At 57.2% G+C, this 25,498-nt stretch carries 19 protein-coding genes; 6 read left to right on the top strand and 13 right to left on the bottom strand.

Features of this window, described 5'->3' with window-relative positions:
- Positions 1-163 precede the first annotated feature (163 nt).
- Positions 164-1,417, bottom strand: a complete 1,254-nt coding sequence (gene amiC / locus AC2CGP_RS11905) for an N-acetylmuramoyl-L-alanine amidase AmiC (RefSeq protein ID WP_020078045.1) — start codon at positions 1,415-1,417, stop codon at positions 164-166.
- A gap of 226 nt (positions 1,418-1,643) precedes the next feature.
- Between amiC and argA the strand changes: the two genes are divergently transcribed.
- Positions 1,644-2,975, top strand: a complete 1,332-nt coding sequence (gene argA, locus AC2CGP_RS11910; RefSeq protein WP_015369939.1) for an amino-acid N-acetyltransferase — start codon at positions 1,644-1,646, stop codon at positions 2,973-2,975.
- Positions 2,976-3,072: 97 nt separating this feature from the next.
- Here argA and recD read toward each other — a convergent pair whose 3' ends face one another.
- The 12 genes from recD to rppH all read right to left on the bottom strand — a co-directional run bounded on the left by recD (position 3,073) and on the right by rppH (position 21,703).
- Positions 3,073-4,920: an exodeoxyribonuclease V subunit alpha gene (recD, locus tag AC2CGP_RS11915; protein WP_063444793.1), complete on the bottom strand. Its 1,848-nt coding sequence runs from the start codon at positions 4,918-4,920 to the stop codon at positions 3,073-3,075.
- Complete coding sequence (gene recB / locus AC2CGP_RS11920) at positions 4,917-8,462, bottom strand: exodeoxyribonuclease V subunit beta (RefSeq protein WP_417639948.1); 3,546 nt, start codon at positions 8,460-8,462, stop codon at positions 4,917-4,919. Before recB ends, recD begins: the two co-directional genes overlap by 4 nt.
- Entirely contained in the window at positions 8,459-11,344 is a 2,886-nt protein-coding gene (gene ptrA, locus AC2CGP_RS11925; RefSeq protein WP_484502345.1) for a pitrilysin, read from the bottom strand. Before ptrA ends, recB begins: the two co-directional genes overlap by 4 nt.
- A gap of 163 nt (positions 11,345-11,507) precedes the next feature.
- A complete protein-coding gene (gene recC / locus AC2CGP_RS11930) occupies positions 11,508-14,879 on the bottom strand; it encodes an exodeoxyribonuclease V subunit gamma (RefSeq protein ID WP_154105419.1) in 3,372 nt (1,123 codons plus the stop codon).
- Between the two features lie 12 nt (positions 14,880-14,891).
- On the bottom strand, positions 14,892-15,215 hold the full coding sequence (locus AC2CGP_RS11935) for a prepilin-type N-terminal cleavage/methylation domain-containing protein (protein ID WP_015369934.1): 324 nt from the start codon (positions 15,213-15,215) through the stop codon (positions 14,892-14,894).
- Positions 15,200-15,607 carry a DUF2509 family protein gene (locus AC2CGP_RS11940; RefSeq protein ID WP_154105418.1) on the bottom strand — a complete coding sequence of 136 codons (408 nt, stop codon included), beginning with the start codon at positions 15,605-15,607 and terminating at the stop codon, positions 15,200-15,202. The genes AC2CGP_RS11935 and AC2CGP_RS11940 overlap by 16 nt, the downstream gene beginning before the upstream one ends.
- The gene (locus AC2CGP_RS11945) at positions 15,604-16,167 is read right to left on the bottom strand and encodes a prepilin peptidase-dependent protein (protein ID WP_154105417.1); all 564 of its coding nucleotides are present in this window, start codon (positions 16,165-16,167) and stop codon (positions 15,604-15,606) included. Before AC2CGP_RS11945 ends, AC2CGP_RS11940 begins: the two co-directional genes overlap by 4 nt.
- A complete protein-coding gene (locus tag AC2CGP_RS11950) occupies positions 16,158-16,622 on the bottom strand; it encodes a prepilin peptidase-dependent protein (RefSeq protein ID WP_032715735.1) in 465 nt (154 codons plus the stop codon). The genes AC2CGP_RS11945 and AC2CGP_RS11950 overlap by 10 nt, the downstream gene beginning before the upstream one ends.
- Positions 16,623-16,808: 186 nt before the next feature.
- A complete protein-coding gene (gene thyA, locus AC2CGP_RS11955) occupies positions 16,809-17,603 on the bottom strand; it encodes a thymidylate synthase (RefSeq protein ID WP_020078038.1) in 795 nt (264 codons plus the stop codon).
- A 6-nt stretch (positions 17,604-17,609) separates the two neighbouring features.
- The gene (lgt, locus tag AC2CGP_RS11960; protein ID WP_015369928.1) at positions 17,610-18,485 is read right to left on the bottom strand and encodes a prolipoprotein diacylglyceryl transferase; all 876 of its coding nucleotides are present in this window, start codon (positions 18,483-18,485) and stop codon (positions 17,610-17,612) included.
- A gap of 428 nt (positions 18,486-18,913) precedes the next feature.
- On the bottom strand, positions 18,914-21,160 hold the full coding sequence (ptsP, locus tag AC2CGP_RS11965) for a phosphoenolpyruvate--protein phosphotransferase (RefSeq protein WP_015369927.1): 2,247 nt from the start codon (positions 21,158-21,160) through the stop codon (positions 18,914-18,916).
- 12 nt (positions 21,161-21,172) lie between these two features.
- A complete protein-coding gene (rppH, locus tag AC2CGP_RS11970; RefSeq protein ID WP_015703328.1) occupies positions 21,173-21,703 on the bottom strand; it encodes an RNA pyrophosphohydrolase in 531 nt (176 codons plus the stop codon).
- A 453-nt stretch (positions 21,704-22,156) separates the two neighbouring features.
- Between rppH and AC2CGP_RS11975 the strand changes: the two genes are divergently transcribed.
- The 5 genes from AC2CGP_RS11975 (at position 22,157) to AC2CGP_RS11995 (ending at position 25,492) form a co-directional block, all read left to right on the top strand.
- The gene (locus tag AC2CGP_RS11975) at positions 22,157-22,321 is read left to right on the top strand and encodes a hypothetical protein (protein ID WP_226933606.1); all 165 of its coding nucleotides are present in this window, start codon (positions 22,157-22,159) and stop codon (positions 22,319-22,321) included.
- Positions 22,322-22,385: 64 nt separating this feature from the next.
- Positions 22,386-23,081 carry a DNA mismatch repair endonuclease MutH gene (gene mutH / locus AC2CGP_RS11980; RefSeq protein WP_015369924.1) on the top strand — a complete coding sequence of 232 codons (696 nt, stop codon included), beginning with the start codon at positions 22,386-22,388 and terminating at the stop codon, positions 23,079-23,081.
- A gap of 62 nt (positions 23,082-23,143) precedes the next feature.
- Positions 23,144-23,857, top strand: coding sequence for a TerC family protein (locus AC2CGP_RS11985; protein ID WP_015369923.1), 714 nt, complete (start codon positions 23,144-23,146; stop codon positions 23,855-23,857).
- Between the two features lie 123 nt (positions 23,858-23,980).
- A complete protein-coding gene (locus AC2CGP_RS11990) occupies positions 23,981-24,199 on the top strand; it encodes a YgdI/YgdR family lipoprotein (protein WP_004867116.1) in 219 nt (72 codons plus the stop codon).
- 252 nt (positions 24,200-24,451) lie between these two features.
- Positions 24,452-25,492 (top strand): NADP(H)-dependent aldo-keto reductase, encoded by a 1,041-nt coding sequence (locus tag AC2CGP_RS11995; protein WP_015369921.1) that lies wholly within the window; start codon positions 24,452-24,454, stop codon positions 25,490-25,492.
- The last annotated feature ends 6 nt before the right edge of the window (positions 25,493-25,498 follow it).

Genomic DNA, 25,498 nt, shown 5'->3' on the forward strand with positions numbered 1-25,498 from the left:
GCGGGGTGGAGCAGCCTGGTAGCTCGTCGGGCTCATAACCCGAAGGTCGTCGGTTCAAATCCGGCCCCCGCAACCAACACAATGAACACCCTTAAGGGTGTTTTTTTGTTTCTGCCGTCCGTAAATACCGTTATAAAAAAAAGCGCCCGAAGGCGCTATTTTTTTATCCACGTCTGGCCAACGTCGCCCCATCGGCAAAGTAGGCTTTGATCCCCGCCAGAATCGACTCCGCCACTTCCTGCTGGAATTTCGCGGTCTTCAGTTTACGCTCTTCTTCGACGTTACTGATAAAGGCCGTTTCGACCAGAATCGAAGGAATATCCGGCGCCTTCAGTACCGCAAAGCCCGCCTGCTCCACCTGATTTTTATGCAGCTTGTTGATATTGCCCATTTTTTGCAACACCGCTTTACCAAATTTCAGGCTGTCGGCGATGGTCAATGACTGCACCATATCGAACATGGTGTGGTCGACGTAACGATCGCCGCTCTTGCTGACGCCGCCGATTAAATCCGAGGCGTTCTGCGTTTGCGCGAGGTATTTCGCGGCGGTACTGGTAGCGCCCTTGGTCGAGAGCGCGAACACCGAAGAGCCGCTCGGCTGACGGCTGGTAAAGGCGTCGGCGTGAATCGAAACGAACAGGTCGGCACGCTGCTTCTGCGCCTTGGCGACACGCACCTTCAACGGAATAAACACGTCTTCGTTACGGGTCATATAGACCTTCATATTACCTTCACGCTCAATGAGCGCGCGCAATCGACGGGCAATCTGCAGCACCACGTCTTTCTCACGAGTTCGGTATTTACCAATCGCGCCGGAGTCTTCACCACCGTGGCCGGGATCGAGCATGATAACGATAGGACGATCGCGCCCGGCTTTCCCCGGCTGCGGCCCGCTTTCTGCCGGCGGTACCTGACGTTCCAGATCGCCTTTGTTGTAATCTTCCAGCAGCGCCAGCAGCGGATCCTGCACATCGGTGGCCGTAGAGGGATAAAGATCCATCACCAGACGCTCTTTAAAACCGGCGACCGGCGCCAGCGCAAACAGCTGCGGTTTGACGTTTTGTTTCAGTTCAAACACCATCCGCACGGTCTGTGGGTCGAACTGGCCCACGCGCGCGGATTTGATATACGGGTCGTCGTCGCGGATCTGCCCGCCCATCCCTTTCAGAACCGAATTCAGGTTAACGCCTTCAATATCAACCACCACTCGCTCAGGATTGCTTAACGCAAACTGCCGATATTTCAGTACATGATTGGATTCCACCGTGACGCGGGTGTAAGTCGACGACGGCCAGATACGCACCGCGACTACCTGCGCGGCGGCGGCCAAACCGACCGGACTCACACTCATTAACCACATGGCGCCAGCCCCTTGTAAAAAACGACGGCGGCTTAATCCCGACTTGTATCCCGACATGCCACTCCCAAGCAAAAAAACGTGTTTGAAGCCAAAATGAACAGATTGACCAGAAACTTTAACCAAAGCCGCATAACCTGTCATCTATAAAAGGGTAAACAAACTTTGACACCCAAGGTTTTGTCACAATGTTTTCGCAAATTAGTGACAAATTAGGGGTTGCGCCACGAAGCAAAACAGAATAAAAATACATTTATTACGAATAATCATGCACTGAGGGTTTGTCATGGTGAAGGAGCGTCGCACTGAACTGGTCGAGGGATTCCGCCATTCTGTTCCCTATATAAACGCGCACCGGGGAAAAACGTTTGTCATCATGCTGGGCGGAGAAGCCATCGAGCACGATAACTTTTCCAGCATAGTCAATGACATTGGCTTATTGCATAGCCTCGGTATTCGCCTGGTGGTGGTCTATGGCGCGCGCCCGCAAATTGACGCCAACCTCGCGGAACATCACCACGAGCCGGTTTATCACAAGCAGACCCGCGTCACCGACGCCAAAACCCTTGAGCTGGTGAAGCAGGCCGCCGGTATGCTGCAGTTAGAAATTACCGCCCGCCTGTCGATGAGCCTCGGCAATACGCCCCTGCAGGGGGCACATATCAACGTGGTGAGCGGCAATTTTATTATTGCTCAACCTCTTGGCGTCGATGATGGCGTCGATTACTGCCACAGCGGCCGTATTCGCCGCATCGATGAAGAAGCCATTCATCGCCAACTGGACAGCGGCGCAATCGTGCTCATGGGCCCGGTCGCGGTATCCGTCACCGGCGAGAGCTTCAACCTCACTTCTGAAGAGATAGCCACCCAACTGGCGGTAAAGCTGAAAGCTGAAAAGATGATCGGCTTCTGCTCGTCGCAGGGGGTCTACGACCAGCACGGCGAGATCGTTTCCGAGCTGTTCCCTAACGAGGCGCAGGCGCGGGTAGAGGAGCTGGAAGCGGAAGAAGATTATAATTCCGGTACCGTACGCTTCCTGCGCGGGGCGGTGAAAGCCTGCCGCAGTGGCGTGCGTCGCTGCCATTTAATTAGCTATCAGGAAGATGGCGCGCTGCTGCAGGAGCTATTCTCACGTGACGGTATCGGTACGCAGATCGTCATGGAAAGCGCCGAGCAGATCCGCCGGGCAACCATTAACGATATCGGCGGCATCCTCGATCTTATCAGCCCGCTGGAGCAGCAAGGCATTCTGGTGCGCCGCTCGCGCGAACAGCTGGAAATGGAGATTGATAAATTCACCATCATCCAGCGCGATAACACCACCATCGCCTGCGCCGCGCTCTATCCGTTCCCGGAAGAGAAAATCGGCGAAATGGCCTGCGTAGCGGTGCATCCGGATTACCGTAGTTCGTCACGCGGCGAGGTACTGCTGAGCCGTATCGCCGCCCAAGCGAAGCAGATGGGGCTCAGCAAGCTATTCGTGTTGACCACCCGCAGTATCCACTGGTTCCAGGAACGCGGCTTCACCCCGGTGGATATTGATTTGCTGCCGGAGAGTAAAAAACAGATGTACAACTATCAGCGCCGTTCGAAGGTATTGATGGCAGACCTGGGCTGACGGATAACTCCCCGGATAGCGGCTTGCGCCTTATCCGGGCTACCCGACGACATCGCAACGTAGCGCCAGCAGGGCTCCCCCGGATGGCGGCTGCGCCTTATCCGGGCTTTCCGCCATGCGCGAAAATCTCCGCCAGGCCGCTGCGCCGTTCGGTGCGCGTCACGATGGCTTGCGCCAGCACCTGCTCGTCGGCGTAAAGCGACAGGCGCCGTTTGGCGCGGGTAATCGCGGTATAAACCAGCTCGCGGGTCACCAGCGGCACGCTACGAGAAGGCAAGATCAGCGCCGCATGATCGAACTCCGACCCTTGGGACTTATGCACCGTCATTGCCCAGGCGGTATCATGTTCCGGCAGGCGGCTTGGCTGCACCGATTTAATGCTGCCATCCGGCATTGGGAACCACACGCGAAGTTCGCCGTCCCTTTCCAGCGCAATACCAATATCACCGTTAAACAGCCCCAGCGCGCTATCGTTACGGGAAATCATCACCGGGCGGCCATCGTACCAGCGTGAATGGCGCGGTAGCGTAATCGCCCGCTTACGGTGGAGCATCTGCTCCAGCTGTTCATTCACGCCGCTTACCCCGTAAGGCCCTTCACGCAGCGCGCACAGCAGCTGAAATTCGCCGAAGGCGGCAATCATCTGCTCCGGCGCGGCCTGCTCGCGGCGCAGTTGCAGATAACGACCGTAGCCCTCCTGTGCCGCCATCAGCATCGCTTCATACTCCTCGGTGGTGCTGAGCGGCTGCAGAACGATATCCTCAAACTGCTGGCGTAACGTTGCTTTCACTTCTGCGCGCGCACCGGCATTGACCGCCCGCGCCAGGCTGCCAATACCGGAATGGCTGCCAAAGCGGTAGCTTTTTTGCAACAGGCACAGGCTATCGCGCAACGCCCCGGCGATCTGCCCCTCCCCCGCCGGCACCGTTGCGCCGGTCAAACGCGACAATTCTTGCGCTCGCGCCGCGGTATAACCGGATGTCGCCCAAGCACAGATGTCGCCAAGCACCGCCCCGGCTTCCACGGAGGCAAGCTGGTCACGGTCGCCGAGAAAAATCACCCGCCCATGTTCCGGCAAAGCATCAATCAGGCGCGACATCATCGGTAAGTCGATCATTGAGGCTTCATCGACCACCAGCACATCCAGATGCAGCGGGTTCCCGGCGTGGTAGCGCATGCGTTGGCTGCCGGGCTGCGCCCCCAGCAGGCGATGCAAGGTACTGGCATCGGCGGGAACCAGCGCTTTTTGCTCATCGCTAAGCGGAAGTTTTCTTAACGCCGCCCCAAGGGACTCCGTCAGGCGCGCTGCGGCTTTGCCGGTCGGCGCCGCCAGCCGAATTCGACAGCGCGGCGTGTCGTTGATCTGAATCAGCGCCGCCAGCAGCTTCGCGACGGTAGTGGTCTTGCCAGTGCCGGGACCGCCGGAGATCACCGAAATGCGCCGGGTCAGCGCCACCGCCGCAGCGACTTTTTGCCAGTCGATATCGTCGGTCGCAGGAAAGAGTTCATTCAGAGTTGCCGTTAACCGTCCTTCATCAACCTCCAGTACCCGGTTCGTCTCATTAAAAAAGCGGGCGACGGTGAGTTCATTACGCCACATGCGGTTCAGGTACAGCCTGTCACCACATAAAATCATCGGCGTCGGTTCGTCGCCGCGGCTCACCGCTGACGAAGAAAGCAACAATTGAGGCCAGTCCTGCGGCTCTCCGGCCATCGCCAGCAACTGGTCGCGGATCTCGCCGGCCTTGCCGCTTAGCGCTTCTTCAGCGTTGAGGCGCGACAGCGGCAGGCAGACATGACCTTCTCCGGCATCCCGGCTCAACAGCGCGGCGGCCAGCTTCACTGCCGGAGGGGCATCCTGCGCCACCATCAGCGCAAACTGTACGTCCAGCGGTCGCAGCAAACGCTGCTCGGCGGCGGCCAGCAGCAGTTCATCCATGGTCATGAGTCCACCTCCAGGGTAACACCGGCAAATAGCGCGTCGAGGCCGTCAATCAGCGGCTGCGCCGGGCGGGTGGTAAAGATCCCCTGCCCGCCTTCCTGCCCGTCCATGCCGCGTAAAAAGAGATAAATGACGCCGCCAAAGTGCCGCTCGTAGTGATAATCGGCAATACGGTGACGCAGATAACGGTGCAGCGCCAGGCTATACAGCTGGTACTGCAGATCATAACGATGCAGGCGCATCGCCTGGATCATCGCCTGCTGGGTATAGGCTTCGCGGTCTTCGCCCAGCCAGTTAGATTTGTAGTCCAACAGGTAATAACGACCATCATGACGAAATACCAGATCGATAAACCCTTTCAGCATGCCGCGGACCTGGCGGAAATCGAGCGCCGGGGTATCAGCCGACAGCGGATCATAGCGGCGGATCAGCGCGTCCAGCTGCAGCGGATCCAGCGGTTGTTCAATCGGTAGATAGAAGGCCATTTCCACCTGTTTATCCCGCATGCCCAGCTGATTCAGGGCGATTTCAGCGCCCGGCAGGCGTGTTCGCAGCACGCCGTCCAGCCATTCGCTCAACACCGGCGCCCACTCTTCGCCAAAACCGTGCAACTGTAGTTTTTGCGCCATCCAGTTAACCGGTACCGGCTGACTGAAATCGAGATCCTCAAACAGGCTATGCAGGAAAGTCCCCGGCGACGCGCCGCGTGGGAACTGATGAGGCGTGAGCTGCGGCTCTTCCGCCACCTCGCCAACGCCCGCGGCGTCGATATCGAGACGCGGTAGCAGCTCCTGACCGGCGCTGGAACCATGTTGCTGTAGGCCGGAATAACTGGTCACCCGCCAGTCGTCACTCACCTGGCGTTCAACCGTCCGCGCCGAAAGCGACGGTAGCGCGTTTTCCGGCGCCTGCCACGGCGTCTGGTCCATGGTATCGGGAATACATAGCGCAATATCATCGTGGCATAATGCCTGTAGCCGCGCGGTCAATCCCGCCGCGTCCATCGGTTCGCCGTCCTGCAGTAGACGGCCGAGGGCGCTGTGATGAAAATCGCTGTTGCCAGGTTTATCGCTTCGGCGAGTACTTAACGGCGCGACCCCGAGACTGCAGTGCCACACCGCGCGGGTTAGCGCGACGTACAACAGGCGTAAATCCTCCGCCAGACGCTCGGCTTCCGCCAGCTCAAGGCTATTCTCCCCCTCTCCGAGGTCGAGTACCGCAGCAAAGGAATCGCGGTCGTGATAGAACGCCTGATCCTGTTTGCGAAAGCGCGCGATAAAGGGCAGCCAGACCAGCGAATATTCCAGTCCTTTTGATTTGTGGATAGTGACGATTTGCACCAGATGCTTATCGCTCTCCAGACGCATCTGCTGGCTGGAAGCATTGCTGTCCGGCTCGGCGATATGTTGCGTCAGCCAGCGCACCAGCGCGTGCTCGCTCTCCAGCTGATTAGCCGCCTCTTGTAACAATTCGCTGATATGCAAAATATCGGTCAAACGGCGTTCGCCGCCGTGGGTCGCCAGCAGGTTTTCGGCAATATGACGCGCCCCCATCAGCGCGCGCAGCATTGGCATCACGCCACGCTGGCGCCAGATCTGCCGGTATTCACTGAACTCCTCTACCAGCGCATCCCAGGCACGTTCATCCTGATTGAGGTTTTCGATATCCTGCGCATTAAGGCCAAACATCGACGTCGCCAGCGCGCTGCGTAGCGTGTTTTCACGCTCTGGCGCCAGTACCGCCTGTAGAACCCACAGTAATTCCTGCGCTTCCGGGGTTTCAAAAACGCTGTCGCGGTTTGAGAGATAGACCGACGGGATCGACAAGAGCTGCAGCGCATCGCGAATAAGCGCCGCTTCGAGACGGTTACGCACCAGCACGGTGATATCGGAGGCGCGCACCGGCTCGGCTTTTTCGCCGCGCCACAGCAGCGCGCGCCCCTGCTGGCCGGCACTGAGCCAGTCGCGGATCTGCGTCGCACACAATTGCGCCATAAAAGACTGATAATCGCCAGAACCGACGGCTTCGCCAGGCATTAACCACATGTTCATCGCCGGGATCGGCTTCTCATCAATGGTAAAGCGCAACGTCTGATTTTTAGCGGCTGGCTTCACCGGCAAGAATGGGATCTCGCGGAACATGAATGGATTATCACTCAGGCCGAACAGACGATTTACGCTCTGTACCATGCCCGGCGCCGAACGCCAGTTGGTATCCAGCGTATAGTGGGCAGCGACATCACCACGCGCTTTCATATAGGTGAAAATATCGGCGCCGCGGAAGGCGTAAATCGCCTGTTTCGGGTCGCCAATCAGCAGCAGGGCCGTATCCGGCTGGCGACGCCAGATGCGGCGGAAGATACGATACTGCTGCGGGTCGGTATCCTGGAACTCATCGATCATCGCCACCGGAAAACGCTGACGAATAGCGCTGGCCAACGCTTCGCCGCTGTCGCCGCGCAGCGCGTCGTCAAGGCGGCTGAGCATGTCGTCAAAGCCCAGTTCGCCTCGACGCCGCTTTTCGCGGGCGACCGCTTCGCGGATCTCCACCATCGCCCTGGCGATAACCAGATCGTTTAAGGTAAGCGGTGAGGCGAGCAGCGCCTCTACCGCGCTGAATAACGGATGCAACGGTGGTTCGCCGCCGTCTTTGGTGCGCTCAATGAGGAACGGTTGCGAGAATTTTTCCAGCGCATCAGGCAACTGATAACTCAGCGTTTCTTCCTGCGCCCAGGCGCTGACCTTTTCGATCCACTTGCCCTGGTTGCCGCGGTTGAACTTGCGGCGATCGAGCCCTGAGTTTTCCAGCACGTTTTCAATTTCGCTAACCTGCTCCCGCCACTGCTGCTTCAGCGCATTGATACGTTCCAGGATTTGCTGATGGCGGCTTGCCAGCGTCTCTTCCGCCGGCGGCGGCGATTTTAGCTGCGGCGCTTCGCCCTGCAGCCAGCGGTCGATCGCCTTGAGCAGATCGCGTGGTCCTTTCCACTGTTCATGGATCACCGCGGCGATATCGCGCGGCAGCGGATAACAGTGGCGACGCCAGAAGTCGGCGCAGGCCTGATAACGCAGGCGGGATTCGTCTTCAATCAGTTGCTGTTCAAACAGCATGCCGGATTCGAAGGCGTTGAGGCTTAGCATCCGCTGACAGAAGCCGTGGATGGTAAAGACTGCCGCCTCGTCCATCTGCCGCTCCGCCAGCATCAACGTTTGCGCCGCCTGGTTTTTATCGGCGATTTCCGCGAGCAGAGAGGCATACAGAGGATTACTGGAACTCTCACGCAAACAGGCGATCCGCAGTTCATGAATATTGCTGCGGATGCGCCCGCGCAGCTCTTCCGTCGCCGCTTCGGTAAAGGTAACCACCAGCAGCTCTTCCACGCTGACCGGCCGGGGGAAAGCTGATTCTCCCCCCAGCCCCAGCAGCAGCCGTAGATATAGCGCGGCGATGGTAAAGGTTTTGCCGGTGCCCGCGGAGGCTTCTATCAGCCGCTCGCCCGTCAGGGGCAAGCGGAGTGGGTCAAGAGACTCAGCGGTTTCGGTCATTCATTCTCTCGCATCAGGGGTAAGGATTTTTGCAATGCGCTGACGCTTTCCCATACCTTACCGCCTTCAGGGGCGGCGTATTCCGTCTTGCCGTTCTGGCTGCCGGAAACCTGGGATAACAGTGCCATGCCTTGCGGATCCACCACCGTCTGATGGAAGAAGTCGGCAAGTTTTTGCGGCGTCAGCAGTTTCATCTGAGCCACTACTTTATCACGTGAATCGAAGCGCATATTACCGCGATCGAAATCTTTGCTCAGCTTTGATGCTTCTTCGCTCAACGTTTGCGGCGCCTGCAGCATCTGGCTAATCGCCGCCTGCTGGATCTGGGCAAACTCTTCCGGTTTCATCGCCCGCAGTTTGGCTTCCGCCGTCGGGAAGAAGGCCTGGAAGCGCTGCCAGAGGAAGGCCGGCTGTTTATCGCTGCTCTGTAGCAGGAAGCCCATCCCCCACTGGCGGCCCACATTCATTGAGAAGGCGAATACCGCATAGCCGAGTTGTTCTTCAGTACGTAACTGGTTGTAGAACCAGGGCTGAATAATCTGCCCTAACAGCGAACTGGCGGCCATGCTGCTGTATTCATCGACATTTGGCGGCGCGAAAACCGCCGCCAGCGCGGAGTCGGTGCTGCTGCCTGCTTTCTCAAACATCGCCAGCTGTTTGCTGTCGATCAGCACGTCTTTATTGCGACACCATTCGTTACCATCGGCGCCAAGCTGTTTTTGGATCTGGCGGGCCAGATCGGTGGACTCTCGGGCGCTCATGTTACCGATGACCAGCAGCTCCGGCCGCCCTCTTGCTTTCAGGTTATCGCGGTAGTTGATCACCTCTTTCAGGGTGATTGACGGTAGTAAATCGCGACGTGTTTTACGCTCAAAATAGGGTACCTGCGACAGCATCTGAATCGGCATAATCGCCTGGTCATAGGCTTTGCCTTTGTCCGCCGAATCCATCATCTGGGCATACCAGGACTTCGCTTGCTCAAGCTGCTCTTCGGTCGGCGTATAGCTAAAGTAGCCGTCCAGCAGCGCGGTAAAGAGCTGCGGCAGACGCTGGGTATAGCCGTTGGCATTAACCATCAGACCGTTGTTGGCGCCGGTCGAGAAGCTTATCCCGCCTACCGCGGCCTGATTGCTAAGCTGATCGAGGGCGATACCGGCCAGGTAATCATTCAACGCGAACATCACCTGACGGCGCGCGCTGTCCATCGCCTGCGGGTTACGTAGCACCAGCGAGACGTCGGCCTTCGGTTCACTGGCAAAGTACTGGCTTGGCGCGTACACCACGCGCAGCGTCGGCTCATCGACGATAAGCTCCGGATGCGGGTAGGCCTTATCGCTCTTAATCAGCGTGAAATCATCCGGAATATAGGGGTTCAGCGTCGGCAGCTGCAGCTTGATGGCAGCAGATTTTTGCTGCCAGTCGGTGAAGGTCCGGGCGCTAATTTTATCAACCTGGTACGGCGCGTTGACGAAATAAGCGGTTTTGTTGTGCGGCTCATTCGGGCTGATGTACCAGATACGCGCATTTTGCGGGGTCATCATCGCCAGACGGTCTTTAATCGCCTGGGCATCATAGCGGTCGGCGATATTAACCACGTCCAGTACATGCTCTACCGGCACGCGAATCATGGTATCGGCCAACCACTCCACATAATCCATATCGCGGTTAATCGACGGATAACGGAAATCGAGCTCCAGCACGTGGGCTAATTCATCAAAGTAGCGCTTATCAATACCCTGTGTACGCAGCAAATTCAGGTAGCTGAAGATAGCGGCGGTAACTTCATCGCGGTGCGCCAGGCCTTTATCGGTGAGGGTAGCGGAGATCGCCAGCACGCCGCTATTACCGTTGACCGCCGGATCGGAATCCGCGCGAATCCCTTCCGCCAGCCCCTGCTTCTGCAGCCAGTCGGATAAGGTGCCGGGGCTGCGGTTGCCAATCATATAGGTCACCAGCTCATCGGTCTTGCTGCGGAACTGAGCGCTGTTGTTATCGATGCGGAATTCAACGCGCAGCACCTTACGCGGCATCGCCGGCACGTAGTAAATCACAATGCCCTTCTGCGCATCGGTCACGACCGGGACGGTAATCTCCGGCTTGCTGATGTCATGATTAGGCACCCGCCCGTAGGTCGCGGCGGCAATGCTTGCCAACTCAGGCAGCGGCTTATTGCTGTAGATAACTGCCTTCATCAGGTTTGCCGAGTACCAGCGGTCGCGGAAAGCGTGTAGCGCATCAAGCACCGGGCTGCCAGGCTTATCGCTCAGTGTATCGAGGTTACCGCCGGAGAATTGTGAAGCCGGATGCGCAGGGTTGATGGTTTCGGCGCTCACCTGCGCCATGCGCATCCCGTCCCGGGTGCGCGCCATGGTCAATTCGGCGTTGACCGCGTTACGTTCGCGTTCGGCATATTTTTTATCCAGCAGCGGCGCGGCAATGGCATCGGCCAGCCGATCGACGGCGCCGTTGAGAGCATCGTTTTCCACTTCAAGGTAGAACGCGGTGCGATACGGTGCGGTGCTGGCATTATGGCTGCCGCCGTGCATTTTGAGGAATTCAGCAAGGCTGTCAGGCTGCGGGTACTTCTGCGAGCCCATTAAAGTCATATGCTCGAGATAGTGCGCCAGCCCTTGATGGTCGGCCGGATCCTGCAAGGAACCCACCGGCACCACCAGCGCCGACAACGATTTTACCGCCTGCGGATCGGATACCAGCAGCACGACCATGCCGTTTTGCAGGCGAATAGCCTGATAGTGACGGGGATCTTTTTCGCTTTTACGGATGGTTTCCTGAATCGGTTGCCATCCGGTGTCTGCCTGACTTAACGGCGCCCAAAGGGCGACCACTACAACAAGAACTTTGAACCATAAACTGCGGGGCATTCACGGACCTCATCATTAACAAACTTCGCGCTGCATAGCGTCAGCGTGGATACCCATCATCAGGCTCGGGCCATCTTCCGGGTATTTAAAACATCAGTCCGTGATTCGCTGCGCATAATAAATGAACAACCTTCTTTTGCGCAATTTTTATACTATTACAATTTTATTCGGACTGATGGAAACGAAATATCGGCAACAGATAACGCTGCGCCTGCGCGATAATCTCTTCATAGTACGCAGGCTCAAGGGTGCGCCACAGGCGCTGGTACCAGATATCGGCACCTTCGCCGCTCACCACCATATTACCTTCGTAGGCCTGAAGGAACTTGCTACGCGCTTTTTGTTGCGTTTCGTCATCCATTAACATGACATCCTTTTCCGCGTCATAACAGGCTTTTAGCCACGCGCCGCCGCTTTCCGGCAACAGCAGTAGCGGTTTTGACATCCCCTGCAGGTAGCCTTCTACCAGCTCATTCAGATACGCCTGCGCCTGCTCCGCCGCCAGCGGCGGGAAACGCCATTCGCCTTCCTTGCGCACGAACAAGCGACTTTCGCCGAGACCGCCGCTAGCACAATAGACAAGATGTTCCAGCCAAAGTTGCACGCCCTGAGAGACGCTCAGCAGCGATGGACGCCAGCGCAATAACCCATCCGGCTGTACCTGCTGTAGCCAGCCGGTGAGATTGATACCGTTGCACTGCAGGTCGATCTCCATACTTTGCGCGGGCTGACGACTGGCGATAACCCGCTCAGCCAGGTTCTGCATTTCCTGACGCTGCGCCTCCCATGCCAGTTCGCCAAACGCGCCAAAAGGCAGCTCACCCGCCGCACGAAAACGACGATACATCGCTGACGCATCCTGCTGTTCAATCAGCGTATTCAGCAACTGTTGGTTCAACTGGTAACGGCTTAGCCCTTCAAGCACGAAAGGCTCATCTTCGGGGATCTCGCTCTCTTCAGAGCGGAAATTTACCCGCAGACGCTGCTGGAAGAAAGCGCGCACTGGATGCTGCCAAAAGCGTAACAGCTGTTCGAACGGCAGCGTGTCGATATCGAGCGGCGCAAGCGGCTGGATAAATTCACTATGCGCCTCTCCCTGCTGGCTGGCGGCGGCCAGCCACTCTCTTGCATAGCTCTGATCTTCATCCGGCAGGTAATTGGCGGCATCAAAAGGCATGCGCGTATGCAGATGGGTAATGTGCTCTTTAACGCGGCGTTCGCTGGCATCGCAGTCCAGCGCTTCATCGCCTTCAAGGCAGTGGCTCTGACCGATATAGTCCGCCAGTTCCTGTACCAGCACCGAAGGATAACGCTCGCTATTATCCTGAATAGAGCGGCCGATATAGCTGATGTATAGCTTCTGTTCGGCCGACATCAGCGCTTCCAGGAACAGATAGCGGTCGTCGTCGCGACGGCTACGGTCGCCGCGCTGCGGTTTTTGGCTCATTAAATCGAAACCCAGCGGCGCGAGGGTGCGTGGGTAGACGCCGTCGTTCATCCCCAGCAGGCAGACAACTTTGAAGGGAATAGAACGCATCGGCATCAGGGTGCAGATATTTACCGGCCCGGCCAGGAAACGCTGGCTGATGCGCTGCTGATCGAGGCGCTGCGCCAGCTCATCGCGCAGCAGCGATAGCGGCACGGCAGCCCCGTACTGCGCATCCAGCCCGCCATCGATGATGGCTTGCCATTGCTGTTCAATCAGCGCCAGCGCCGCTTCGGTTTCACTGTCTGGCAGAAAGAAATCCGTGAGCAGATCGCGGCACACCGGCAGCCACTCTGTCAGCGGGCGATCCTGTGCCAGACCGCGGCGCCACAGATTGAGCTGCATCAGCAGCGAAGCGAGATTCCCCACCAGTTCGGCAATCAGCCCGCTGGATTCATCATAGGGCAGCACCGACTGCCACTCGCCCTGGCTGCTGTCCATCGCATATCCCAGCAGCATACGTGTTAAACCGAAACGCCAGGTGTGCTGACCGGTCGCCGGGAGATCCATTTCGCGCACGTTGTCGTCATCCATACCCCATCGTACGCCGGATTCATTGACCCACTGGCGCAGATAGCGTAGCCCCTCTTCATTGATATTGAAGCGCGCCGCCAGCACTGGCACATCCAGCAGCGCCAGCACATCTTCACTGGCGAAACGGCTATCCGGCAGAGAAAGCAACGTGATAAACGCCTGTAGCGCCGGGTGCGATTCCCGCGCCCGACGGTCGGAAATCGCCCACGGCAGCCAGCGTTCGCCGCGCGCTGCGCCGAATACCGCCTGAATATAGGGACTGTAGCTGTCGATATCGGCGACCATGACGATAATATCGCGCGGCGCCAGCTCCGGGTCTTCTTCCAGCATCGCCAGCAGCCGGTCATGCAGCACTTCCACTTCGCGTTGCGGGCTATGGCAGACGTGGATAGCCAGGCTGCGGTCGTCAGTCGCCAGCGGACGCTTGCTCTTACTGCTGGCGAACTCTTGCGCGGTGCGCCCTGCCACCGCGGCGTTGCGCAGATCCAGAATATCGGCCTGAAGGTTATGCAGCAGGTTATCGGGGGCGATATCGACAAAGGCGTCCAGCTCTTCATAGCGCTCCAGCCCGGCCAGCAGATAGATATAATCGCGCCCGAGCTTGCCCCACGAGGCCAGCAGCGGGTTACCAACATCCTGCTCGCCATCATCATTAAACAACCCCGGCGCCTGTTCGGTGTCGCGGAACAGCGGCAGCTCGCGCGCCTCGCGGTGGTGGCGGCGCTGGCGCGACATCAGTTTGGCAAGAAACGCCGGATCTTTAATATCGCCCCAGTAGTAGCGACAGGGGTTAGTGAAGAGTACATAGACATCGACGTGCTTGCCCAGCGCCTGCAGGGCCTGCAAATACACCGGTGGCAGCGCGGAGATGCCACAGATAAAGACCCGCGACGGCAGCCCGGCTGGCGGCTGGTCAGCATTTTCCAGCGCGCTGATAAAGCGCTGGTACAGATTAGCGCGGTGCCACAGCGGTTGCCCAAGCTCCGCGGTGTATTCGACTAACGCTTTCCACAGCGGAGCCTGCCACTGCTGAGCGTCGCCCAGCCCGTCAACCCGTTCATCGGCCTCCCAGCGCATCAGCCACTCCGGGCGATAGACCAGATACTGGTCATACAGATCGGCTACCCGCGCGGCTAGCTGGAATAGCTTACGCTTGTCGCTGTCATCGCTCAGATAGTGGCGCAGCAATGTGAAGGCGTCATCGTCGAGATACTGCGGTAGCAGAGTCATTAGCTTCCAGCTCATGCTCTGTTTACTGAAGGCGCTCTCGCCGGGAATATCGTCTAGCACGCGAACGAACATATCCCAGATAAAGCTGGCCGGCAGCGGAAACTCGATATTCGCCGCAATGCCGAAGCGCTTTGCCAGCGTCATTTGTAGCCATTGCGCCATACCGGTACTTTGCACCAGCACCATTTCCGGCATGAAAGGGTCATCCAGCCGCTGGCGCTCGACGATAAACTCCATCAACGCTTCAAGCACATCCAGACGGTTTGAGTGGTACACCCTTAACATATTCGCTCCTGACTACTGATTTGCCGGACAATGTAGCCGGTTCATCTGCACCCGCTTAGCGGCGGGCATGGTGATCGTTACCGTGATGCTGACACAACTTTGCCTGGATGTCTGCAAGCGGCTTATTTGCCCTTGCGCGGGCTGTGCCGGGGGAATGAGCTGGCTAAAGCGCCACGCCTCCCGCCACTGCTGGCGATAGGCGTTCAATTGAGCGGCGCCGCTGGCCAGCCCGCGGTGATAACCACCAAGCGCCGCGATGGTCATGATTAACAGCGCCATCGCTAATAATGTCTCCGCCAGGCTAAAACCGCGCTGGCGCGCTACGGCATCAGGCATAACGCACTCTCCTTTAACGGGCAAAAATCGCTCCAGCCATGCGCTAAATACCGCAGCACGCCCTTTTCAACCCATGCTGACTGCCACAGCTGTATCGTGCCGCTGCCGGCGATAAGCAGCGCGCGGCCATCATTAAAAAGCCGCAGGCACGCTCGCCAGCGTTGGCTGTTTTCCTGTTGACACACCACATCGCTCTGCAGCGGCCAGTTCACCCCTTTGCCCCATTGCAGCGCCGACTGCGCGGCGGCCGTATCGCGAATCGCCTGGGTTTCGGCGCTCACCTGCGCCAGCAGAGATCGCTGCTGCTGATTCATCCCCTGCAACAGCAGGCTGCCCAGCGCCAGTAACAGCAGCACCATCAGCAGCGATGAAACTCCGCGCTGGCGTTTCACAGGTTGAACCCCGTCACCCGATATTGCGCCTCGGCAGAAATACGCGAGTCCGATTGCGCCTGCGCCCCCAGGGTAACGATAAGTTCAGGAGAAAACCCGCTTATCGCCTGCCGCTCAACGTAAAAGCGCGTGACCGTGAGAGCGGCGGGATTGGTCATTTTCTCCCAATTTTTACCGCCGCAGTCAGCGACGCCGCGCCGCGTTTCCAGCGCTCCGTCGCGCAGGCGAAAACCGGTGGAATCGGCATCGGCCTCCGGCGCCAGTTCCCAAATGCCGTTGCTGTTGCCATCCCAGCGAACGATGACGCACTGCCCGCCGCTGGCAATCACCAGCGCCTGACCATGACATTGACCTGCGCAATATCCGGCGCGCTGCAAATGTTTGGCTAACGCATAGACCCGCTGCCATAGCTCATTTTCCAGCGCCTGCTGCTGCATTTGGCGAAGAACCTGGCGCTGTAGCGCCGGAAGGAAACGAGCAGCTCCGAGCAGTAATACCGCGCCAATCGCCATGGCAATCAGCGTTTCAATGAGCGAAAAGCCGCGCGCTGCTACTGGCATAATTCCTCTCCCTCCCGGCACAGGCGTATGCGCCCCCAGTTAGAAACAACGATCCGCCACGACCCGACCTCGCTTTGCAACAGGATATGCCCGGCCCAGGCGCTGTTGCGCAGACCGTAAAAACCGATGCCTGCCGTCAAATGTTGCAGCGTAATCCCCGGCCATAGCGGCTGCAGGGTAAAAGGTGTTTTCGCGTGACAGTCAGCCTCCACGCCGCTTGCGCTCAGACACCAGCCGGCGGGCGATTGTCCGACGCGAATGACGCGCTCGCGGTTGTGCCAGTTGGCGTCATCGCGCAGCAGCACGAGATAATCGCGCACCTGACAGGCGACCTGCCACAGGCGCTGTTGCTGTTGCCAGCGCTGCCAGCCGTACATACCGCTGGCGCTGAGGATGATCACCAGCATCATGGTGACCAGCATTTCAATTAGGGTGTAGCCATGCTGTCTGTTCATGGCGTCGAGTATGCGTTGCTCTGACCATCCATTCGAATGGTAAATCTACGGTTCGCGTCGCGGCTCGGGAAAAAATTCGCCAGTTGCAGGATGTTGAGCGGCGTCAGGAATCAGGCTCGCAAAATTCTACGAAGAGCATAAAAAAACCGGCGCTGCTGGCGCCGGTTTGTCATCACTACAGAGAGGTTAAATCGCCACAGGCGCTTTAATACCCGGATGCGGGTCATAACCTTCAATTTCGAAGTCTTCAAAACGGTAGTCGAAAATCGACGCCGGTTTGCGCTTAATGACCAGCTTCGGCAGCGGACGCGGTTCGCGGCTCAGCTGCAGGTTGGTCTGCTCCAGGTGATTGCTGTACAGGTGAGTGTCGCCGCCGGTCCAGACAAAATCGCCCACTTGCAGATCGCACTGCTGCGCCACCATATGCACCAGCAGCGCATAGCTGGCGATGTTGAACGGCAGGCCGAGGAACACGTCGCAGGAGCGCTGATACAGCTGGCAGGAGAGCTTGCCGTCGGCGACGTAGAACTGGAAGAACGCGTGGCACGGCGCCAGCGCCATTTTATCCAGCTCACCGACGTTCCATGCCGACACGATGATACGACGGGAGTCCGGGTCATTTTTCAGCTGTTCAATGACCGTGCTGATCTGGTCGATATGGCGGCCGTCCGGCGCGGGCCAGGAGCGCCACTGTTTGCCGTAGACCGGCCCCAGATCGCCATTCTCATCCGCCCACTCATCCCAGATTGTGACGTTATTTTCGTGCAGATAGGCAATGTTGGTGTCGCCCTGCAGGAACCACAGCAGTTCATGGATGATGGAGCGTAAATGACAGCGCTTGGTGGTCACCAGCGGGAAGCCTTCCTGCAGGTTAAAACGCATCTGGTGGCCGAAGATAGAGAGAGTGCCAGTGCCGGTGCGGTCATTTTTTGGCGTGCCCTCGGCGAGTACTTTCTGCATCAAATCAAGATACTGTTTCATGGTTCCTCAAGAGTTTTGTTGCTGCGGACGATGACGATAAGCCCAAACCATCATAATGATACCCGCAAGCACCATCGGGATCGAAAGAATCTGCCCCATACTGATGTACTGTACCCAGCCGCCGGTAAACTGCGCGTCCGGCTGACGGAAGAATTCCACGATAATGCGGAACAGGCCGTAGCCAATCAGGAACAGGCCGGAAACGGAACCGGTCGGGCGCGGTTTACGGATAAACAGGTTCAGGATCAGGAACAGCACCACGCCTTCCAGCGCCAGCTCATAAAGCTGCGAGGCGTGACGCGGCAGCGCGCCGTAGGTATCGAATAATGATTGCCACTCCGGGTGCGACGGCAGCAGCGCCAGATCCTCAGCGCGCGAGCCCGGGAAAATCATCGCGTAATGGAAGTTCGGGTCAACGCGGCCCCACAGTTCACCGTTGATAAAGTTGCCCAGACGCCCGGCGCCGAGGCCAAACGGGATCAGCGGCGCGATGAAATCGGAGACCTGGAAGAAGGTGCGTTTGGTGCGTTTGGCGAAGATAATCATCACCAGAATCACGCCGATCAGGCCGCCGTGGAACGACATGCCGCCATCCCAGACGCGGAACAGATATAGCGGGTCGCTAAGGAAGACCGGCAGGTTGTAGAACATCACATAGCCAATACGGCCGCCGAGGAATACGCCAAGGAAGCCCGCGTAGAGCAGGTTTTCCACTTCATTTTTCGTCCAGCCGCTGCCCGGACGATTGGCCCGACGGGTGGCCAGCCACATCGCAAAGACGAAACCAACCAGGTACATTAAGCCGTACCAGTGGAGAGAGACCGGTCCAATGGAAAATATTACCGGATCGAACTCCGGAAAATGCAGGTAGCCACTATTCATCTGTCACCATAAAGACTTGTTATTCCGCCGAAAGTGGACAGCGGTGATGATCCGTGCCCGCTTAAAACGGGCACTCCGAAGGAGGCGAATGATAGCATAAGCGTGTAGTGCGATCCGCGCTGAACGTGTAAAAGATATGTATACGGATGCTAACAGCGTGCGGTTTTTTCCCCGGGCTGCGGCTTACGCCTTACCCGGGCTCGCTACTCGCGGTGCCGTTTTTTTGTCGGGTGGCGGCTAACGCCTTACCCGACCTACGGTCCGTGCGGCCTGCCTTTAATTTATTCACCATGATGGCTGATACTACTGGTGCTAGTGATCTCAAAATCCCCCGGTGGCGCTGCCGCTTACCGGGGCTACAGCACTACTCGCGGTGCCGTTTTTTGTCGGGTGGCGGCTAACGCCTTACCCGACCTACGTTAACTACGTTACCGTCCGCCGCGGATCAGGCCGCCGAGACCGCGGCGCTCCATAAACGCCGCCACCTGGTGGCGCACTTCGGTGGTCATCTGCGCTTCCAGACTGCGCCGTGACAGCTCCTGCGCTTCTTCGATATCGATACGGCGTAGCAGATATTTCACGCGCGCGACCGAACGGCCGTTCATCGACAAATGGCGATAGCCGAGTCCTACCAGGATGGTGACGCACATCGGGTCACCCGCCATTTCGCCGCACAGGCGCAGATCGATACCAAAACGCTCGGCGTCATGAGCGATCATTGCCAGCGCCCGCAATACCGCAGGATGCAGGCAGTCGTACATATTGGCGACGCGGGTATTATTGCGGTCGACCGCGAGGATGTATTGCGTCAGGTCATTGGTGCCGACCGAGATAAAGTCGATGCGGTTTGCCAACTGCGGCAGCATAAAGACCATAGACGGCACTTCCAGCATCACCCCAAGGCGCGGGCGCGGAATAGCGTAACCAATCATCTCCTCGACTTCGCGACTGGCGCGCTCAATCAGGCGGCGGGCTTCGTCAACCTCTTCGAGGCTGGTGACCATCGGCAGCAGTATGCTGAGGTTGCCGGTGGCGGCATTGGCGCGCAGCATGGCACGCACCTGGATCAAGAAGATCTCCGGCTGATCGAGCGTAATACGGATCCCGCGCCAGCCAAGGCACGGGTTCTCTTCGCTAATCGGCATATACGGCAGTTGCTTATCGGCGCCGATATCCAGCGTACGCAGGGTCACGGGTTTGCTGTTAAACATCTGCAGCATGCCCTGATACTGGGCGACCTGCTCCTCTTCGGAGGGGAAGCCGCTTTGCAACATAAACGGAATTTCGGTGCGGTAAAGCCCGATACCATCGATAAAGCTGCCGAGTTTCTCTTCATGCTCCGGGCTCAGGCCGGCGTTGAGCATCACTTTTACCCGTTCGCCGCTTTTCAGTTCGGAAGCGCGTTCGAGATCGTCTTCCGCCAGCCGGCTCAGTTCGTTCTCTTCGCTGATTAACCGCTGATATTCCTGCAGCAGCACCGGTTCGGGATCGACCAATAGATCGCCGCGATAACCATCAACGATCAGCATATGGCCATGCAGCAGCGACGGCTGAATATCGGCGCCCATTACCGTCGGGATGCCCAGCGCGCGCACCATGATCGCCGCGTGGGAGTTGGCCGCGCCGTCGCGCACCACCACCCCGACTAAACGGTCCTGCGGCACTTCCGCAAGCGTGGTAGCCGACAGTTCGTCGGCCACCAGAATAATGCGCTCAGGCCAGGTGTTAGGCCCCTGGGTGGTGTCGTCGAGATGAAACAACAGCCGCTGTCCGAGAGTACGCAAATCCCCCGCCCGCTCTTTCAGATAGCCATCGCTGAGGGCGGCAAACTGCTCGGCAAATTTTTCAATGACCTTTTTCACCGCCCATTCGGCGACGGAGCCTTTGTCGACTTCATCGAATAGCTCACGGCGCAGGCGCGCATCGGATAACAGGTGCGAATAGAGGTCAAAAATAGCCGCCGTCTCTTTTTGCGCCCCGGCGGCGTAGCGCTTGCTGTAGCGACGAAACTCATTCGCCGCCTCTTCCAGCGCGCCGGTGAGACGTTCGCGCTCGGAAGCGGTGTCCAGCGTCGAGGCCTCGTAGACCTGCTCCATCAACGGCAGGCTGGCATCCATCCAGCCTTCGGCAATCGCCACCCCGGATGATGCCGGCAGCGCGCGGATGCGGGTCTGACGATACTGCCCAAACAGCGCATTTAACTGTGATTGGGAGAGAATCGCCGCCATCTGGGTGGCGAGGGTGACAAGGAAGGACTCTTCGCTTTCATCGAACTGGCGCAGCTCACGCTGCTGGACTACCAGCACACCCAGCAGCTGACGCCGCTGGATGATCGGCACGCCAAGGAAGGCGCGAAAACGCTCCTCCTTAACAGCCGGGATGTATTTAAAGCTGGGATGCTTCTGCGCATCGGCGAGGTTGATAGGTTCGGCCAGCCGCCCCACCAGGCCGACAAGACCTTCATCAAATGCGAGTGCGACTGTGCGCCCACGGGGTTTTTTCAGCCCGCGCGTGGCCATCAGGTAATAGCAGCGTCGATCGTTGTCAGCCAGATAAACCGAACAAACTTCCGTTTCCATCGCTTTACAGACATCCGTCACCAGGATATCCAGCGCCTCGTTTAAACGCGGCGCGCTGGCGACCTTCTCGACTATTTCTCGCAACCGAGTGAGCATAATGTGCGTGGCTTAACCTCTTTTACGTCGATAAGCAGGCGCGCTTTGTGGCTTTGGTGTGGTTTCAGCGAGCGACATTGTCACACCCGCGAACTCTTTCATCACCCGGCGGTAAACGTCGCGCTTAAACGACACCACCTGACGAACCGGGTACCAGTAACTTACCCATCGCCAGCCATCAAACTCAGGTGTACTGCTGGTTTGCATATTAATAGCCGTATCGCTGCCGACCAGTTGTAGAAGAAACCACTTCTGCTTCTGACCGATACAAACCGGCTTTGTGTCCCAACGCACCAAACGTTTAGGCAGCTTGTAACGCAGCCAGTTACGGGTTGAGGCCAGGATCCGCACATCTTTGCGGCTTAACCCAACCTCTTCGAACAATTCCCGATACATTGCCTGCTCGGCGGACTCGCCTGGATTAATGCCCCCTTGCGGGAACTGCCACGAGTGCTGACCATAGCGCCGGGCCCACATCACCTGGCCCTGGCGGTTACAGATTACAATGCCGACATTTGGGCGGTAGCCATCGTCATCAATCACCGGACTACCTCAAAATAAGCTTCAATGTGAATGATTGTTTCACACTCGTTGGAAACGGTAAACCACTCTCTGTGTGGCGTGATAACGAATAACATTTGAATAACTCACAGTAATCACCCGAGTTATAAACAGTGAACGCCATCCCCGGGCCATTTTATTCACTTTTTCTGTGGATAGAGTTGTGAAGAAGTACGGAATTAACCAGGGAAAACCCAGAGTAGTCCGAACGACGTAGAGATAGGGCTTCTTAATAATGACATACTATTCATTAAGTTATCATAGTTCACACCGACAAATTACAGCATAACGTGATGATCATCACATATGCGATCCGGCAACTGATGAAAGATCGAACAATGCCGCTTTTATCCACAGATAAAGCACACTCGTCGGGCACATTTTGTCTAAAAATTCGATTTTCGTCGCACGTCAAGGCTGTAAATCGAACCAGTAGTGGGGCTTTTCCCCAGTTATCCCATTTTTCTGTGGATAACATGGTGTAAGATCCTGTTCATTGTCAGTGACCAGTTCTGGAAAACCCGTTTTCACTGTTTTCACAAGCGAAGAAACGGGACAAAAAACATATATAAATCATCATATTGGTATAGTTACCCATAAAAAGGTAAACTCTATCCACAACGCATAAAAATAGCGCTCACTTTTTAACCAGAGGTTTTCCATCATGCCAGCCATCGCTCCGCTAACCGCTCCGCCGCAAAGTCAGGAGCAACTTCTTGCTCAGGCCCAGCGGCTGGCGGGTTATTCGCTGGGTGAACTGGCGGCGCTGGCGGGGGTCCCCATTCCCCGCGATTTGAAACGCGATAAAGGCTGGATTGGCATTCTGCTGGAAATTTGGCTGGGCGCCAGCGCCGGGAGCAAACCGGAGCAGGATTTCGCTGCCTTAGGCGTGGAGCTGAAAACCATCCCCATTGACCGTCAGGGCCGTCCTCTGGAGACCACATTTGTTTGCGTGGCGCCGCTAACCGGTAATAGCGGCGTGACCTGGGAAAGCAGCCACGTGCGGCATAAGCTACAGCGCGTATTGTGGATCCCGGTAGAAGGCGAACGCGAGATCCCGCTCGCGCAACGCCGCGTCGGCGCGCCGCTATTATGGACGCCAGACGAGGAAGAAGATCGCCAGCTGCGCATGGACTGGGAAGAGTTGATGGATTTGATCGTACTCGGCCAGGTTGAACGCATCACCGCCCGCCACGGCGAGGTATTGCAACTGCGCCCTAAAGCGGCCAACAGCAAGGCGCTAACGGAAGCGATCGGCGCCCACGGCGAGCCAATCCTCACTTTGCCGCGCGGCTTTTATCTGAAAAAGAACTTTACCGCCGCACTGCTGGCGCGTCATTTTCTATTAGGGCATGAATAATTTTTTGTTCTGCCGCAACGCCTGCATATAATTACGACTTTATTTTTGCAGGACTTTGAACAATGTTATTTGCATGGATAACCGATCCTAATGCCTGGCTGGCGCTCGGCACGCTGACACTGCTGGAGATCGTTCTCGGGATCGATAATATTATTTTTCTCTCTCTGGTTGTCGCTAAGTTGCCCACCGCCCAACGCGCCCATGCGCGGCGTATCGGGCTGATGGGTGCAATGCTGATGCGTCTCGGCCTGCTGGCGTCTATCGCCTGGGTCGTTAAGCTCACCAATCCACTCTTCACCGTATTCGGTCAGGAGATCTCGTTTCGCGATCTGATCCTGCTGCTCGGTGGCCTGTTCCTGATCTGGAAAGCGAGTAAAGAGATCCACGAATCGATTGAAGGCGAGGAAGAGGGTCTTAAAAGCAACGTCCACTCCTTCTTTGGCGCCATCGTGCAGATCATGCTGCTGGATATCATCTTCAGTCTTGATTCAGTCATCACCGCCGTCGGCCTCTCCGATCATCTGTTCATTATGATGGCCGCGGTGGTGATTGCGGTTGGGGTGATGATGTTTGCCGCACGTCCGATCGGCGACTTCGTTGACCGTCACCCGTCGGTCAAAATGTTGGCGTTGTCGTTTCTGATCCTGGTCGGTTTCACCCTGATGCTGGAGAGCTTCGATGTGCATGTGCCGAAAGGTTACATCTACTTCGCGATGTTCTTCTCCATTGCGGTCGAAACTCTCAACCTGATGCGCAATAAGAAAAACCCGCTGTAAGCCACAAAATTGCAGTCCGGAAGCGGGCTGCAATTCTTTTTAAGACTTTACTGCTTTTTATGTCTCACAAATCAGGCTATTAATATACTGGTACGAGGTGCGGCCATAAGAGAGGTAATGACGATGAAAAAATGGGCAGTATTGATTTCCGCCGTAGGACTGGCGTTCTCGGTTTCCGGTTGCAGCAGCGATTATGTCATGGCGACAAAAGACGGACGTATGATTCTTACCGACGGTAAACCGGCGGTTGACGATGACACCGGTTTGATAAGCTACGAAGATCAGCAAGGCAATAAAATGCAGATCAACCGCGACGACGTGTCACAAATTATTAAGCGTTAAGCTTTTTCGTCGGTTAAATGCATAATTTCCGACAACCACAGCAACAGAAAAGAGTCGGGATCCCCCTGCTATATCCCAGGGCAACCCCCTTCAGGATCTCCAGACCCGGCTTTTTTGATATTTTCCCTTTCTCTTTTTCTCTCCCTCTGCCATGTTGTTATTCCCATCAGCCTGCAAGCGCTTTGAAGTTTGTGGGGAGATAGTTTTGTCGGGAAACTCCTGACCTTGTTGATAAAAATAAGGAAGCCGGCTATGCAGTATCACCGTATCCCACACAGTTCTCTTGAAATCAGCACGCTAGGGCTGGGCACAATGACGTTTGGTGAACAAAATAGCGAGGCCGACGCTCATGAACAGCTCGACTACGCCGTAAGTCAGGGAATTAACCTGATTGATGTCGCCGAAATGTATCCTGTCCCGCCGCGCCCGGAAACCCAGGGTCTGACCGAAACCTACGTCGGCAACTGGCTGGCGAAACGCGGCAACCGCGAAAAGCTGGTTATCGCCTCTAAAGTCAGCGGCCCGGCGCGCAATAACGACAGCAGCATTCGCCCGAACCACGCGCTGGATCGCAAAAACATTCGCGACGCGCTGCACGACAGCCTCAAGCGTCTGCAAACCGATTATCTCGACCTCTATCAGGTACATTGGCCACAGCGCCAGACCAACTGTTTCGGCAAGCTGGGCTATACCTGGAGCGACTCCGCGCCGGTGGTCACCCTGCTCGATACGCTGGAAGCCCTCACCGAATTCCAGCGCGCCGGGAAAATTCGCTATATCGGCGTCTCTAACGAAACCGCTTTTGGCGTCATGCGCTATCTGCACCTGGCCGATAAGCACGACCTACCACGCATCGTCACGATTCAAAACCCGTACAGCCTGCTTAACCGCAGCTACGAAGTGGGGCTGGCGGAAGTGAGCCAATATGAGGGCGTAGAGCTGCTGGCGTATTCATGCCTGGCGTTCGGTACGCTGACCGGTAAGTACCTCAACGGCGCGCAGCCGGCTGGCGCACGCAATACGCTATTCAGCCGCTTTACCCGCTACAGCGGCGAGCAGGCGCAGAAAGCGGTGGCCGCTTATGTGGACATTGCCAAACGCCACAATCTCGATCCGGCGCAAATGGCGTTGGCCTTTGTGCGTCGCCAGCCATTTGTCGCCAGTACCCTGCTCGGGGCCACGACCATGGAGCAGCTCAAGACCAACGTCGAAAGTTTGCATCTTGAGCTGAGCGAAGAGGTGTTAGCGGAGATTGAAGCGGTGCATAAGGTATATACCTACCCAGCGCCTTAAGAGGGT

The sequence above is a fragment of the Klebsiella sp. SYXHC3 genome (assembly GCF_057196925.1).

Bases quoted from the DNA above. Each gene is read 5' to 3' on its own strand.
- amiC (WP_020078045.1), bottom strand. From the start codon at position 1,417: ATGTCGGGATACAAGTCGGGATTAAGCCGCCGTCGTTTTTTACAAGGG.
- argA (WP_015369939.1), top strand. From the start codon at position 1,644: ATGGTGAAGGAGCGTCGCACTGAACTGGTCGAGGGATTCCGCCATTCT.
- recD (WP_063444793.1), bottom strand. From the start codon at position 4,920: ATGACCATGGATGAACTGCTGCTGGCCGCCGCCGAGCAGCGTTTGCTG.
- recB (WP_417639948.1), bottom strand. From the start codon at position 8,462: ATGACCGAAACCGCTGAGTCTCTTGACCCACTCCGCTTGCCCCTGACG.
- ptrA (WP_484502345.1), bottom strand. From the start codon at position 11,344: ATGCCCCGCAGTTTATGGTTCAAAGTTCTTGTTGTAGTGGTCGCCCTT.
- recC (WP_154105419.1), bottom strand. From the start codon at position 14,879: ATGTTAAGGGTGTACCACTCAAACCGTCTGGATGTGCTTGAAGCGTTG.
- AC2CGP_RS11935 (WP_015369934.1), bottom strand. From the start codon at position 15,215: ATGCCTGATGCCGTAGCGCGCCAGCGCGGTTTTAGCCTGGCGGAGACA.
- AC2CGP_RS11945 (WP_154105417.1), bottom strand. From the start codon at position 16,167: ATGCCAGTAGCAGCGCGCGGCTTTTCGCTCATTGAAACGCTGATTGCC.
- AC2CGP_RS11950 (WP_032715735.1), bottom strand. From the start codon at position 16,622: ATGAACAGACAGCATGGCTACACCCTAATTGAAATGCTGGTCACCATG.
- thyA (WP_020078038.1), bottom strand. From the start codon at position 17,603: ATGAAACAGTATCTTGATTTGATGCAGAAAGTACTCGCCGAGGGCACG.
- lgt (WP_015369928.1), bottom strand. From the start codon at position 18,485: ATGAATAGTGGCTACCTGCATTTTCCGGAGTTCGATCCGGTAATATTT.
- ptsP (WP_015369927.1), bottom strand. From the start codon at position 21,160: ATGCTCACTCGGTTGCGAGAAATAGTCGAGAAGGTCGCCAGCGCGCCG.
- mutH (WP_015369924.1), top strand. From the start codon at position 22,386: ATGCCAGCCATCGCTCCGCTAACCGCTCCGCCGCAAAGTCAGGAGCAA.
- AC2CGP_RS11985 (WP_015369923.1), top strand. From the start codon at position 23,144: ATGTTATTTGCATGGATAACCGATCCTAATGCCTGGCTGGCGCTCGGC.
- AC2CGP_RS11990 (WP_004867116.1), top strand. From the start codon at position 23,981: ATGAAAAAATGGGCAGTATTGATTTCCGCCGTAGGACTGGCGTTCTCG.
- AC2CGP_RS11995 (WP_015369921.1), top strand. From the start codon at position 24,452: ATGCAGTATCACCGTATCCCACACAGTTCTCTTGAAATCAGCACGCTA.